This window comes from Burkholderia sp. SRS-W-2-2016 (genome assembly GCF_001931485.1).
Classification (GTDB): Bacteria; Pseudomonadota; Gammaproteobacteria; order Burkholderiales; family Burkholderiaceae; genus Paraburkholderia.
Genome location: NZ_MSDV01000062.1, coordinates 1 through 12,940 on the forward strand (window position 1 = coordinate 1; position 12,940 = coordinate 12,940).

The following is a 12,940-nucleotide window of genomic DNA, read 5'->3' on the forward strand; positions in this document are numbered from 1 at the left end:
CCCCCCCCCCCCCCCCCCCGGCGCCGCCCCCCCCCCCGCCCCCCGCGCCGGGGGGGGGGGGGGGGGGGGGCCCCCCCCCCCCCCCCGCCACCTTACTCAAGACTTCAGTCGCGCAGCTTGACCGGCGTCATCCGCGGCATCAGCAGATGAATGATGCCGAGCGCGACCAGGTAAGCGGAAGCGCCGACCGTGAACAGCGCCCAATACTGGCCGGTACGCTGCAAGGTCTCGCCGATCACGCCGGAGAAGAAGAACGAACCGACCATCCCCGCGACCCCGCCGATCCCGACCACGGTGCCGACCAGACGGCGCGGAAACACGTCGCCCACGGTGGTGACCAGATTCGCCGACCAGCCCTGGTGCGCGGCGGCCGCCAGCCCGACTGCGAACACTGCATACCAGAGGCTCTGAAAATACGACAGCGTCGCGATCGGCACCACGCACACCGCGCAGATGGCCATCGTCACCTTGCGCGCGAAGTTCGGGTGATTCGTGCGCGCCATCAGACGCGACGACAGCCAGCCGCCGGCGACGCTGCCCACCGATGCCATCGTGTAGATCGCGATCAGCGGCAGACCCATGTTGCCGATATCGATGTGACGCGACTCGTTCAGCCACTTCGGCAGCCAGAACAGATAGAACCACCAGACCGGATCGGTCAGCAGCTTGCCGAAGACGAATGCCCACGTCTCGCGATACTTCAGCACCGACAGCCAGCTGACGCGCTGCTCGACGACTTCGTCGCGATCGGCGTTGATGTAGTCGAGTTCTTCCTTCGATACCGACGGATGCTGCGCCGGCTGCCGATAGATCAGCAGCCACACCGCGAGCCAGATGAAACCGGTTGCGCCGCCCGCGATGAAGGTCGCGCGCCAGCCCCAGGTGACCGCCGCGATCGGCACGAAAGCCGGTGCGACGATCCCGCCGATCGTCGCGCCCATGTTCCAGAAGCCGGTCGCCAGCGCGCGTTCCTTCTTCGGGAACCACGTGGCGGTGGTGCGGATCGCGACCGGGAAGTTGGCCGCCTCGCCGAAGCCGAGCAGGCCGCGCACCGCGGCGAAGCCCGGCACGGTCGCCGCGACCGCGTGCAGCATCGCGGCGAGGCTCCACATCGCCATCGCGCTGCCGTACACGAGCTTGGTGCTGACGCGGTCGGCGATCCGGCCGAAGATCGCCAGACCCACCGCGTACGCGACCGTAAACACCATCACGGTCTGCGCGTACTGCACCTGGGTCCAGCCGATGTCCTTCTGCAGCAGCGGCGCGAGCAGACCGAGCATCTGCCGGTCCATGTAGTTGATCGTGGTCGCCGCGAAGATCATCGCGCAGATGGTCCAGCGGTATCGTCCGACCGCCGTGCGGGCAGTGGCCGCGTTGGCTTCCAGTATTTTCATTGCGTCTCCGAAGGTCTTCTTTAGTAGGTTGTGTGGAGGGTTCGGTATGCGTGGTTTAACCGTGTTCAACGGGCGCGCGGCGCGGGCGCCGGCAGGCTCTCGCGAGGGCTCATCCGCGCGAGGAACACGACGCCGGCGGCGAGCACCGACATCGCCGCGAGGCCGGTGAGTCCGCCTTCGATCGAGCCGGTCTTCTGTTCGAGCAGGCCGAACATCGCCGGCGCGACGAAGCCGCCGAGATTGCCGATCGAATTGATCAGCGCGAGCACTGCGGCGGCGATCCGCGCGTCGAGATAGCCCTGCGGAATCGGCCAGAACAGCGACGACGCAGCCTTGAAGCCGATCGCCGCAAAGCAGATCGCGATGAACGAGAACACCGGGCCGCCCTGGCCGGCCGCATACATGCCGGCCGCGGCGATCAGCAGCACGCATGCGACCCATGCCTGCTGATATTTGAAGCGCGCGGCCAGCATCGCGAACAGATACATCGCCGCGATCGAGATCAGCCACGGGATCGAGTTGAAGAAGCCGACCTGCAGGTCGTTGAAATGTCCCATCTTGCGGATGATGCTCGGCAGCCAGAACGTCGCGCCGTAGATCGTCAGCGAGACCGCGAAGTAGATCACGCAGAAGATCACGATCTGCGGGTCGCGCAGCAGAGACCACAGCGACGGGTGGCCGCCGTGCGACGCGGCGCGCCGGCGCTGTTCGTCGTCGATCTCGCCGATCACCGCATCCTGCTCGGCCCGGCTCAGCCACTGCGCGTCGCGCGGCTTCGAGTCGAGCCACAGCCAGATGAAGCCGGCCAGCGCGACCGAGAACATCCCTTCGATCACGAACATCCATTGCCAGCCGCGCAGCCCGCCGCCTTCGATCATCATCAGTCCGCCGGAGATCGGCCCGGACAGCACCGACGCGAGCGCGGAACCGCTCAGAAAGATCGCCATCGCCTTGCCGCGTTCATTGCCGGGCAGCCATTGCGTGAAGTAATAGATCACGCCCGGAAAGAAGCCGGCTTCGGCCGCGCCGAGCAGCAGGCGCATCGCGTAGAACGAGTTCTCGCCGCGCACGAACGCCATGCCGGCCGCCGCGAGCCCCCACGTGAGCATGATGCGGGTCAGCCAGAGCTTCGCGCCGAAGCGTTGCAGCAGAATGTTCGACGGCACTTCGAAGACCGCGTAGCTGATGAAGAAAAGCCCCGCACCGAGGCCATAAGCAGCCGCGCCGATGCCGAGATCGGCGCTCAGATGCTGACGCACGAAGCCGATGTTCACCCGGTCGATGTAGTTGACGATGAACATCACGACGAACAGCGGCAGCACCCGCCACTTGATCTTGCTCACCGCGCTCGCCAGCAGGGCGGCGCGCTCCGGCCGCGCCGCGTCCGGGATGGAACGGTTCATGGACTTGTCTCCTTCTGGGGCAGCGCGGTTCGGATGCTCAAAAGCGCGGGTTCTTGCCGGTGAAGCTCGGGTCGTACTTCTTCATCTGCTTGAGGTCGTCGCGATTGCGCACGCCGCACGACAGGTACTGCGCGTGCAGTTCCGCGAGCCGCTCGCGATCGAGTTCGACGCCCAGACCCGGCGTGGTCGGCACGCGCACCGCGCCGTTGTCGAAGCGCACGCGGCCGCCCTTGATCACTTCTTCTTCCTGCCACGGGTAGTGGGTATCGCACGCGTAGGTCAGGTTCGGAATGCTCGCGGCGACGTGGGTCATCGCCATCAGGCTGATGCCGAGGTGCGAATTCGAGTGCATCGACATCCCGAGGTCCCACAGCTTGCACATGCGCGCGAGCGTTTGCGTCGCGCGCAGACCGCCCCAGTAGTGGTGATCCGACAGCAGCACCTTGACCGAGCCCATTTCGGCGCCGCGGCGGAAGTCGTCCATCGTCGTGATCACCATGTTGGTCGCGAGCGGCAGACGCGTGTGCTTCGCGAGTTCGGCCATCCCCGCCAGACCCGGGCACGGGTCTTCGTAGTACTCGAGCAGTTCGTCGAGTTCGGGCGCGGCGGCGATGCTGGTTTCGAGCGTCCAGTTGGCGTTCGGATCGAGCCGCAGCGGCGTGCCGGGAAACGCGTCGTGCAGTGCACGCATACAGGCGATTTCATGCGCGGGTTCGAACACGCCGCCCTTCAGCTTGATGCTCTGGAATCCGTACAGATCGATCATCCGGCGCGCCTGCGCGACGATCTGCGCGGGGCTGATGCCTTCGCCCCAGGCGTCGGGCGCATACGGTTTTTCGACGTGCTCCGCGTACTTGAAGAACAGATACGCGCTGTACGGCACCGCGTCGCGCACCTTGCCGCCGAGCAGGTCGACGATCGGCGCGCCGACGATCTGCCCTTGCAGGTCGAGCATCGCGACTTCGAGCGTGCTGATCACTTTCGGCGCGTTCTTCGCCGCGTGCGAGCCGGGCGCGAGTTCGAACTCGACCGCGCCGGGGCTCGCCTTGATCGTCGCGCGCACGCGCTCTTCCATCTGGTTCAGGTCGAACGGCGACAGCCCGAGTACCAGCGCCTTGGCCTGTTCGAGTACGCGCAGCATCGGCTCGTCGCCGTAGGTTTCGGAGATGCCGACGCGGCCGTCGCTGGTTTCCAGCTCGACGATGGCGCGCAACGCCCAGGGTTCGTGGATCCCGGCGGCGTTCAGCAGCGGGCCGTCGCGGAAGGCGATCGGCGTAATTCGCACCTGTGTGATGGTGATGTCGCGAGTCATGGTGGCAATCGGCAATGAAGAAAACGAGATGGAACGGATGGTAAAGCACTAATGTATTAGTGTGTCAGTCGGGTAAACGCTTACCCGGCCGTTTCGCCCCAATTCGCTGAAAAGCCCGCTGGACGGGCCTCGGGTCCGCTATAGTGCTAGTGTTTCAGCGCCCGGCGAGCCCGGGCGCCTGCGTCAACGCTTCAGCTCAAGCCATGAAAAATCACGTTTCCCGGGCCGCGGTGGTCCACCGGATCGACCGCTCCCGCCATGCCGCGCCGCAGGTTTTCGAACGCCTGCGCGAAATGATCCTGTCGCTCGAATTGACGCCGGGCACGGTGCTGTCGCGCACCGAGCTGGCGAGCCGTTACGGTCTGAGCCAGACGCCGGTGCGCGACGCGCTAATGAAGCTCGGCGAGGAAGGGCTGGTCGACATCTATCCGCAACACGCGACGGTGGTCAGCCAGATCAATGTGACCTCGGCGTTGCAGGCGCTGTTTCTGCGCCGCTCGATCGAACTGGAAGTGGTGCGCACGCTCGCGCAGCAGCGCGACGCCGCGCTGCTCGCCGAGTTGCGCGCGACCATCGAGAAACAGGCGGAACTGCTCGATCTGAAGAACTACGAACAGTTCTCGCTATTCGATCAGGCGTTTCACCGGCAGATGTACGAGGCGGCGGGGGTGCCGCAACTGTGGGACCTGGTGCGCAGATTGAGCGGACACATCGACCGGCTGCGGCGGCTGCATCTGCCGGTCGAGGGTAAGACGCTGGCGGTGGTGCGCGATCACACCGAGATCGTCGATGCGATCGGCAACGGTGACGTGGACGGTGCGCAGGCGGCGCTGCGCAAGCATCTGTCGAGCACGCTCAATCAGATCGATCAGATTCGCGCGAGTCATCCGAATTTTCTCGCGGATGACTGAGCCGGCGATCGGGTAGGCGAGCGGGTTAGCGAGCGGGTTAAACCGCCTGCAACTCGAACATCCGCCGCTTGAGCGCCGGCGTGCCGCCGCCCAGCGCGCGCCGGTACCACGCATGGAAATGGCGCATCCCGTCTTCGAGCGGCGACTGGTACGGGCCGGCGTCGCTGGTGCCGCGCCGATGCAAACGCAGCCGGCCCGCATCCATCCGCTCGGCGATCTCGTCGTCTTCGATCACGGTTTCCAGATACGCGGCGCGTTGCGCATCGACGAACTCGCGCTCGAACGCGGCGATGTCCTCGGGGTAGTAAAACTCGACGACGTTCAGCGTTTCCTGCGGCCCCTTCGGATAAAGCGTCGATACGACCAGCGTATGCGGATAAAGCTCGATCATCTGGGTCGGGAAATACGCAAGCCAGATCGCGCCGAACGACGGCGCTTCGCCGCCGCGATATTCGAGCAGCCGGTCGTGCCACGTGCGATACACGTCCGAGCCCGGCTGCGCGAGCGCGTTGTTCACGCCGACGCGCTGCATGCTGTAGGTGTCCGCGAATTCCCAATCGAGATCGTCGCAGCTCACGAACTGGCCGAGCCCTGGGTGAAACGGCGCGACGTGATAGTCCTCCAGATAGACCTCGATAAAGGTCTTCCAGTTGTAGTGGCAGGTGTGCGTTTCGACGTGGTCGAGCACATAGCCGGACAAATCGAACTCCGGGCGCGCGAACACGCGGGCCATATCGTCGGCCGGTTCGCGCGGTCCTTCGTAGAGGAGTCCGTGGCAATGTTTGAGCGCGAAGCGTTCGAGATTGCGGCACGGTTTGCGCTCGAACTCGGGCGCGCCGATCAGTTCGCCTTTGCCGTCGTAAGTCCAGCGATGCAGCGGACACACGATATTGCCGCCGGTCGCCGCGAGATTGCCGCTGGTTTGCGGCGGCGCGCTCGCGTTCGCTGCGCCGCTCGGGTTGCCGGCCGGCGCGCCGCCGGCGGCGCCGCTTACCTTGCCGCTCACATTGCCGGCCGCGCCGCCCAGCATCAACGACTGACGGTGCCGGCATACGTTCGACAGCAACTGCACGCCGCCCGCGTTGCGCACCAGCACGCGGCCGCCTTCGTCCTGCGGCAGCGCGCGCCAGTCGCCGGGATTCGGCACCGACTGCTCGTTGCCCACGTACAGCGCCGAATTCGCGAAGATGCGCGCCATTTCGAGCTCGAACAGCGCGTCGTCGAAATACGCGCTCGCCGGCAGTTGGAGCCCCCCGTCGCCGACGTCGTCCGTCAGGGCGAGATGGGGCAGGTTGCTGATGTCGTTCATCGGTCCTTTCCTTTGGTTGGAGCACCCGCGCGTGCCGGCGGTCGCTTTTACGCGGCAGCCGCGCCGTCGTGCTCCGCATTCAAACGGGCGATGCGCTCGCACTGCTGCAGCCGCGGACAGGTGCTGCACAGTTCGCCGTCGCGTCGCCGATAGTGGTAGCAGCAGGTCTGCCGATCGAGCGCGAGCGCGCTCGTGCGGTCGCTGCGTGCATAGGTGAAGAAGCCGCCGCGGCCGTCGAGCGCGAGCGCCGCGAGCCAGCGTTTGCCGAGTGCGTCGACTTGCGCGTGGTCCCACTCGGGGTGTCGCGCGCGCGCCGCGAGCAGGGCCGCGAGTACGCAGTCGGCCTGCATCCCGGCGGCAGCGATCGGATTCACGCGAATCACGCGCGATAGTTCATCGAAGATCTGCCCGCAACAGCCGGCGATTTCGCGCGCGGCGAGTTCGATCAGCGCGTCGGGTTGCGCATGCGCCGGTTCGTGCGACGGCACCCGCACCTCGCGGGTCCAGCCGTTTTCGATCGGCTGTTCGACGCGCGCGAGCGACAGCACCCGCTGCGCGGTATGCACGCCGATCACGCTCAGATAGATCGGCTGCCAGATCAGGATGCCCCAGCAGCGCAGCGACCAGTACGCGCGTCCGGCCTCCGGGTACGCGCCGCTCCAGTGCGCGAGCAGCGCTTCGAGCGCGACGCGGTTGGGCTCGGCGGCGGCGGGGCGCAGATGCGCGACGCCGCGTGCGGCTTCAGCCGTGTCGCCCGGCGCCGCTCCGCTCGCCTCGTGCGCGACCACGCCGCGCAGTCCCGGTACGACGCTGGCGGCGAGCCGCAGCAGTTGCTCCAGTGCAGGGCTCGCCGTCATGCTCAGGCCTCGACCGCTTCCGCGAGCACGCGCTCGCCGGCGGCGCGGCCGGCTGCCCGGCGGCCGGCGAGCGGATTGCGCAGATTGCCGGCCATCTTCAGATTGCCCGCCGGATCCGACAGGTTGACCATCTGCAGGTTATTGCCGAGCTGCAGACGGTTCAGGCACGAATGCAGGAACTCCGGCGCGAACATGTCGTACTCCTCGTACTTCTGCGCAAGCTGCGGATGCGCATCCTGATAGCGCGTCACGCAGCGCGCGACCGCGTCCCAGAACACGTCTTCGGTGCAGCAGCCGTGCTCGACCAGAATCTGGTTCACGTAGCGGAAGAAGCCGTCGAATACGTCGATGAAAATTGCCAGCAGCTTCACGCGCTCGGGCACGTCGACCGCGAGGCGCTGCACGTTCTCCGGCAGCTTCGCGTCCTTGTTCAGGATCGCGGATTCTTCCGCGATGTCCTTCATGATCGCGCGCACCGGCACGTGGTTTTCGAGCACGAGGATCAGGTTCTCGCCGTGCGGCATGAACACCAGGTCGTACGTATAGAAGCAGTGCACGAGCGGCGCCAGATACGCTTCCATATAGCGGTCGAGCCACGCCTGCACGCCGAGCCCGGACGCTTCGATCAGCGCGGGCAGCAGCGCGCGGCCGTCGCGGTCCGTGTGCAGCAGCGCCGCCATCGTCATCAGACGCTGGCCGTCGCCGACGTGCTGGAGCGGGTTTTCGCGCCACAGCGCGGAGAACATCTTCTTGTACGGCGTATCGACCGGCACCGCCGCTTCGTAATAGCCGTTGCGGAAACCGAGCGACGCCACCTCGCGCAAAATCGTGAAGCCCTGGCCGCGCAGATACTGATCGCTGCTGACGAGGCCGAGAATGTAGTCGTTGATCGCCGGCGTGCCCGACATGTAGTACGGCGACAGCCCGCGCATGAAGCCCATGTTGAGGATCGACAGCGAGGTCTTCACGTAGCGCTTCGAGCGGTCCGATACGTTGAAGAACGTGCGGATCGACTGTTGCGCGAGATAGCGGTCCTCGCCGTAGCCGAGGCAGATGATCCGGTTGGTCGCGACATAAGACGCGAATGCGATCGAGAGCTTGTTGAACCACTGCCACGGATGCGCGGGCATCAGGTGGTAGTCGTCGAAACTGCAGCCGCGCGCCTCGACGATCTCGCGAAAGCGCGCGACGGTCGATGCGCCGAGTTCTTCGTCCATCAGCCGCGCATAGTCGAGATCGGCCGAGCAATGAAATGCTGCGTGGTCCTTATGAACCGCCAGCCAGATCACCTGGATCGTCGAGCCGGCTTCCGGCGCGAACGCGCGGTAGTCGCCGGCATCGAAGCCGAGCCGCCCGTTGTTCGCGACGAAGCCCGGATGCCCTTCGCTCATCGCGGTTTCGATCGCCTGGAAATCCGCGTGCAGCAGATCGGGCGTGTCGGGTCCCGCTTTGACCGCCTTGTAAGCGGCGCCGTACAGCGTGCTGCTGATTTCGTCGAGATAGATCGGCAGCATCTCTTCCTTGATCGCGAGGCGTGCGCGCACGTCGAGAATGAACGCGAGCGCGTCGAGCGGCTGTTCGACGCCGTCCTTCGTGCAGACGATCGACTCCGGCCGGATGCTCCAGTGGCGCAGCGCGAGCTGGCGGGCTTCGAACGTATAGGCGCGCGAGCCGTCGTCCGACTTCACTTCGTAGCGCGCATAGTGTTCGCCCGGCGCGTCGCCGAGTTTTTGCGGTTCGACGATCAGTTCGTGCGCGTATTCGGCGATCGCCTTGCGCACCAGCATCCGGTTCGCGTTGCGCCACACTTCCGGCGTCAGATGCGCGGCCGCTTCGGGCGGGTTCAGCAGTACGTGTTGCTGGGCCTGTTGCATCGTCAGTTGGGTCGTCGAAGTCATTGCTGTTGATCCTTTGCGGTGGTGGTTCGAATGGCTGCGTAGAAGTCAGCGCGCGTGCAGAAAGCGAGCGACGCGGTCTTCTCGCGAAACGCGACGTTCTTCGCATGGACGAAGCCCATCGCGCGATTGAGTGCGTGAATACGGGTGTTGCGCGCGTCCGGTTCGACGACGATCCGCACGGCGTCCAGCTGCTCGAACAGGAACGTCATCAGCGAGCGGAACACCTGCTGCGTGTAGCCGGACACCGGCTGCGAAGCAGGGCCGACGAACAGATGCATGCCGAGGTCGCCGGGCAGAGGCGTGTAGTGCTCGCCGACTTCGTCGTGCGCCGGGTCGTAGCTTTCGAACAGGAACGCGCTCGCGCCGTGCTGGCTGCCGATCCATGCGCGCGCATGCCCCGAGTCCTCGATCGCCTGATAGAACGCGGCGACTTCGGCGACGCTTTTGTCGCGCATGTTCCAGAACGCGGCGCGTTCTTCGATGAACCAGCGGTGCAGCGTCGGCGCGTCGCGTGGGACGTCGAGCGCGCGGATCTCGAAGCCGTCGACGTTTGCAGTACGGGACGAGCGTGTGGCGGCGTGCGGGGGCGCGGCGTAGCGCAGCGCGATTTCGTCGGCGACGATGTCAGTTCGCATGGGCAGTGGCTCCGGTGTCGGCTAGTGCGGGGGTGAGTTCGGTGGTCAGGTCGGTGGCAAGCGTCGCGTCGGCGAGTGGGGTTTTGGGCGCTGGCGCGGCGTTCGTTTCGCGGCCGGCGCTCGCCCGTTCGAGCAGCCAGACGCTCAGCAACGCGGTCACCACCAGACCCGCGGCGGCCGCGAAAAACGGCGTACGCAAGCCGGTTGCATCGACGATCGCGCCAGCCGCGAACGACGCGAGCAGCACGCCGAGGTTCTGGAAGAAATTGATCACGCTGAAGTCCGCCGCGTACCACGCGGGTTTGCTGAGCGCGAACATCGTCACGTCGAGCTTCACGACGATCTGGAAGAACGCCCAGCCGAACAGCAGGCGCCCGGCGATGATCGCGAGCGGCGCTTCGACGCCCTGCAACAGCAGACCCACGGTGCACAACAGCAGGTTGCCGAGCATGTGATCCGGCAGGCGGCGGCCCGCGTCGGCGATGCGCTTGTTGATGCGCAGCGCGACCAGCGCGACCATGCCCGGAATCGCGAACACCGCGCCCGACAGCAGCTCGCTCGGCGAGCCGCTGACGCTCTGCCAGTACGACGACATGAACGGCCGGATCAGGTACACGCAAAAGTCGAACGCGAGCATCAGCAGCGCGAGCCGCAGGATCGGCAGGCGGTCGCGCAGCGTGCGGCGCGCGGTGCTCGCGCCGGCGTTCGCTTCATCCGCTTCATCCGCTTCGTCCGCAAAACGGCAGCGTCGCGGGATCGCATGCGCGCGGATCAGCCACAGGCAGATGAACATCTGCGCGAAGTCGCCGGCTGCCATCGCGAAGATGCAGCTGTGCGCGCTCCACACCTGCATTACGAAGCCGCCCGCCACCGCGCCGGCAATCGCGCCGAAATGCACGACCACCGATAGGAGTCCGATCGTATGCGCGTGCGACTCCTTCGGCTCGAAGCGCATCATGTACGGATACATCAGCAGATAGCTGCTCTTGCACATGAACATCGCCAGCGACAGCACCCAGAACAGCGGCACCGTCGGCGCCCAGTAGCTCGCGAGCGACAGCACGCCCGCCGCGAATTGCGTGTAGACCAGCAGATGCATCGCGTCGAGCCGCTTCGCGACGCGCGCCCATACGGGCAGCGTCAGCATCACGACGATCGAAATGAACGCGACGTAGGCGCCCGCATGCACGGGGCTCGTCACGCCATAGCGCGCGGCGAAGAACTGCGGATAGAACGGAATCAGGATCGCATCGCTGATGACGGCGAACGTCGTCATCAGGATGATCATGTTGCGCAACGTCATGCGGCCTCCAGCGGCACCTTCACGAACCCGTCGGTGTCCGGCACCGAGAAGTCCTGCAACGCGATGCGCCGCTCGATCTTGTAGTGCTCGACGCCGGTGATTTCGCGCAGGATGCACGAGTTGCGATAGCAGCTCATGCCGAGGTCGGGATTGGTCAGGCCGTGGCTGTAGAGCCCGGCGTTCTGCACGAACACGTCGCGCTCGTCGACGTCGATCGCATAGTTGCGCGATAGCCGGTAGCGACCCTTGTCGTCCCAGCGGATGCGCTCGCGGATGCCGTCGATAAAGCCCGGCACGTTCTGCGTATAACCGGTCGCGAAGATCGCGCCGCCGGTCACGTGTGTGTACTGCACGCCTTCGTCGCGCTGCACGAAGCGCAGGTGATAGCGATCGTCGATGCGCTCGTAATGGCAGGCGGTCAGCTCGGAGTTGGTGATCAGCCTTGCATTCTGATGACCGCGGCTGCGGCGGTCGTCGAGCAGATCGTAGATCTGGTTGATCAGCGACGCGTTCACGCCTTTGTACAGACTGTCCTGCTTCGCAATGATGCTTTCGCGCACGCCGTCCGGCAGGTTGTAGAAGTAATCGATGTAGTCCGGCGAGATCATCTCAAGCGTGAGCTTGGTGTTCTCCATCTGGAAGAAGCGCGGCGAACGCGTGATCCACGTGAGCGAGTAGTCGTGTTCGTCGCTTTCCTTCAGCAGGTCGTGAAAGATTTCGGCGGCGCTCTGGCCGCTGCCGATCACGGCGATCGAGCGCTTCTTCTGCAGGTCCTGCTTGCGCGCGGTGTACTGCGCGCTGTGAATGCAGTGCTCGCGCACCTCGTCGCAGCACGCCGGCAGTTGCGGCACCGAACCGACGCCGACCACCAGCCGCCGCGCGCGATGCACGAACGGCTGGCCGCTGCTCACATGGCGTCCGCTCACCACGTAGTGCGCGCGTTCGGCGTCGTATTCGACCCGCTCGACGTTCGAACCGAACGCGATGCTGGACAGCTGCGCGATCGCCCATTTGCAGTAGCGGTTGTATTCGGCGCGGCTCAGATAGAAGCGCTCGCGGATGTAATACGCGTAGAGCTTGCCTTCCTGCTTGCAGTAGTTGAGGAAGCTGAACTTGCTCTGCGGGTCGGCGAGGCTGACGAGGTCGGCGAGAAACGGATTTTGCAGCGTGGTGTCGTCGATCAGCATGCCGGGGTGCCAGTCGAAGTCCTCGTTGCGCTCCAGAAAGAGGCCGTGCAGATCGCGGATCGGATCGGCCAGACACGCGAGGCTCAGGTTGAACGGCCCCAGCCCGATCGCGACGAAGTCGAGGACCTCGGGCTGCGCTTCGGCACGCGTCTGCTTTCCTGCATGAACATTAGGTGTACTCATGGTTGGATTCCTGTTTGGCCGGATAAGACCATGTTGAGATGCCTCATCGATCGACTTAAAGCGGGGGGATGCCGGACGGCTGCGCCGCATGACACCTGCGGCTTGAGACAGGCTTCAAATGAGAATCGATCTCATTCGTGTTGGCGAATCATAGGAAGTTTGTCGGCCGATCGCAAGAGCGAAATTCCAGTTCGGCAGGATTCCGAAGTAATTGCCCGATGCGTTCAGCATCACGCCGCGATCGGCCGGATCGCGGCGAAAGTCCGTGTGGATCGGAACGGCGCCCGGATGGCAGAGGGCTTGCTTCGAGCGCGTGACGCGGGCCTCCCGCAGCGTCTTTTTTTGAGATTTCTTTGGCGCTAAAACCCTTCGAATAGTAGGGCCAAATGCCATGCGCATAGTGGGCCGCCCAGCCGCGCAGGCTGGGGCGCTGTGGCCAAATTGCCATAGGACTTATCCGAAATGCTTTCAAATCACAAACGCCTTTGCTAAGATCGCCGGCTCAAGGAATAAGAATCAATCTCATTTGCATAATCGACGGAGGCGCT

General features: G+C 65.1%; 11 protein-coding genes. 1 reads left to right on the top strand and 10 read right to left on the bottom strand.

Annotation, left to right across the window (positions count from 1 at the left end; translation table 11 throughout):
- Positions 1–104: 104 nt before the first annotated feature.
- The 3 genes from BTH42_RS26480 to BTH42_RS26490 form a co-directional block, all read right to left on the bottom strand.
- On the bottom strand, positions 105–1,394 hold the full coding sequence (locus BTH42_RS26480) for an MFS transporter (RefSeq protein ID WP_075304141.1): 1,290 nt from the start codon (positions 1,392–1,394) through the stop codon (positions 105–107).
- 65 nt (positions 1,395–1,459) lie between these two features.
- Complete coding sequence (locus BTH42_RS26485; RefSeq protein ID WP_075304142.1) at positions 1,460–2,797, bottom strand: MFS transporter; 1,338 nt, start codon at positions 2,795–2,797, stop codon at positions 1,460–1,462.
- 37 nt (positions 2,798–2,834) lie between these two features.
- On the bottom strand, positions 2,835–4,109 hold the full coding sequence (locus BTH42_RS26490; RefSeq protein WP_075304143.1) for a glucarate dehydratase family protein: 1,275 nt from the start codon (positions 4,107–4,109) through the stop codon (positions 2,835–2,837).
- Between the two features lie 203 nt (positions 4,110–4,312).
- Here BTH42_RS26490 and BTH42_RS26495 point away from each other — a divergent pair, with 203 nt between their 5' ends.
- Positions 4,313–5,020, top strand: coding sequence for a GntR family transcriptional regulator (locus BTH42_RS26495; RefSeq protein ID WP_075304144.1), 708 nt, complete (start codon positions 4,313–4,315; stop codon positions 5,018–5,020).
- A gap of 37 nt (positions 5,021–5,057) precedes the next feature.
- Here the strand turns inward: BTH42_RS26495 and BTH42_RS26500 are convergent, their stop codons facing one another.
- The 7 genes from BTH42_RS26500 to BTH42_RS35020 form a co-directional block, all read right to left on the bottom strand.
- A complete protein-coding gene (locus BTH42_RS26500; RefSeq protein WP_083654927.1) occupies positions 5,058–6,329 on the bottom strand; it encodes an aromatic ring-hydroxylating dioxygenase subunit alpha in 1,272 nt (423 codons plus the stop codon).
- A 47-nt stretch (positions 6,330–6,376) separates the two neighbouring features.
- Complete coding sequence (locus BTH42_RS26505) at positions 6,377–7,186, bottom strand: siderophore ferric iron reductase (RefSeq protein WP_075304145.1); 810 nt, start codon at positions 7,184–7,186, stop codon at positions 6,377–6,379.
- Between the two features lie 2 nt (positions 7,187–7,188).
- Positions 7,189–9,084 carry an IucA/IucC family siderophore biosynthesis protein gene (locus BTH42_RS26510; RefSeq protein ID WP_372237288.1) on the bottom strand — a complete coding sequence of 632 codons (1,896 nt, stop codon included), beginning with the start codon at positions 9,082–9,084 and terminating at the stop codon, positions 7,189–7,191.
- On the bottom strand, positions 9,081–9,719 hold the full coding sequence (locus BTH42_RS26515; protein ID WP_083654928.1) for a GNAT family N-acetyltransferase: 639 nt from the start codon (positions 9,717–9,719) through the stop codon (positions 9,081–9,083). Before BTH42_RS26515 ends, BTH42_RS26510 begins: the two co-directional genes overlap by 4 nt.
- Positions 9,709–11,022, bottom strand: a complete 1,314-nt coding sequence (locus BTH42_RS26520; RefSeq protein WP_075304146.1) for an MFS transporter — start codon at positions 11,020–11,022, stop codon at positions 9,709–9,711. Before BTH42_RS26520 ends, BTH42_RS26515 begins: the two co-directional genes overlap by 11 nt.
- Complete coding sequence (locus BTH42_RS26525) at positions 11,019–12,392, bottom strand: lysine N(6)-hydroxylase/L-ornithine N(5)-oxygenase family protein (protein WP_075304147.1); 1,374 nt, start codon at positions 12,390–12,392, stop codon at positions 11,019–11,021. Before BTH42_RS26525 ends, BTH42_RS26520 begins: the two co-directional genes overlap by 4 nt.
- Before the next feature lie 114 nt (positions 12,393–12,506).
- Positions 12,507–12,791, bottom strand: coding sequence for a hypothetical protein (locus BTH42_RS35020; RefSeq protein ID WP_143752216.1), 285 nt, complete (start codon positions 12,789–12,791; stop codon positions 12,507–12,509).
- Positions 12,792–12,940 lie beyond the last annotated feature (149 nt).

Excerpts from the sequence above, each read along its gene's own strand:
- BTH42_RS26515 (WP_083654928.1), bottom strand. The coding sequence starts at position 9,719 with ATGCGAACTGACATCGTCGCCGACGAAATCGCGCTGCGCTACGCCGCG.
- BTH42_RS26525 (WP_075304147.1), bottom strand. The coding sequence starts at position 12,392 with ATGAGTACACCTAATGTTCATGCAGGAAAGCAGACGCGTGCCGAAGCG.
- BTH42_RS26520 (WP_075304146.1), bottom strand. The coding sequence starts at position 11,022 with ATGACGTTGCGCAACATGATCATCCTGATGACGACGTTCGCCGTCATC.
- BTH42_RS26485 (WP_075304142.1), bottom strand. The coding sequence starts at position 2,797 with ATGAACCGTTCCATCCCGGACGCGGCGCGGCCGGAGCGCGCCGCCCTG.
- BTH42_RS26500 (WP_083654927.1), bottom strand. The coding sequence starts at position 6,329 with ATGAACGACATCAGCAACCTGCCCCATCTCGCCCTGACGGACGACGTC.
- BTH42_RS26495 (WP_075304144.1), top strand. The coding sequence starts at position 4,313 with ATGAAAAATCACGTTTCCCGGGCCGCGGTGGTCCACCGGATCGACCGC.
- BTH42_RS26505 (WP_075304145.1), bottom strand. The coding sequence starts at position 7,186 with ATGACGGCGAGCCCTGCACTGGAGCAACTGCTGCGGCTCGCCGCCAGC.
- BTH42_RS35020 (WP_143752216.1), bottom strand. The coding sequence starts at position 12,791 with ATGCGCATGGCATTTGGCCCTACTATTCGAAGGGTTTTAGCGCCAAAG.
- BTH42_RS26510 (WP_372237288.1), bottom strand. The coding sequence starts at position 9,084 with ATGACTTCGACGACCCAACTGACGATGCAACAGGCCCAGCAACACGTA.
- BTH42_RS26480 (WP_075304141.1), bottom strand. The coding sequence starts at position 1,394 with ATGAAAATACTGGAAGCCAACGCGGCCACTGCCCGCACGGCGGTCGGA.
- BTH42_RS26490 (WP_075304143.1), bottom strand. The coding sequence starts at position 4,109 with ATGACTCGCGACATCACCATCACACAGGTGCGAATTACGCCGATCGCC.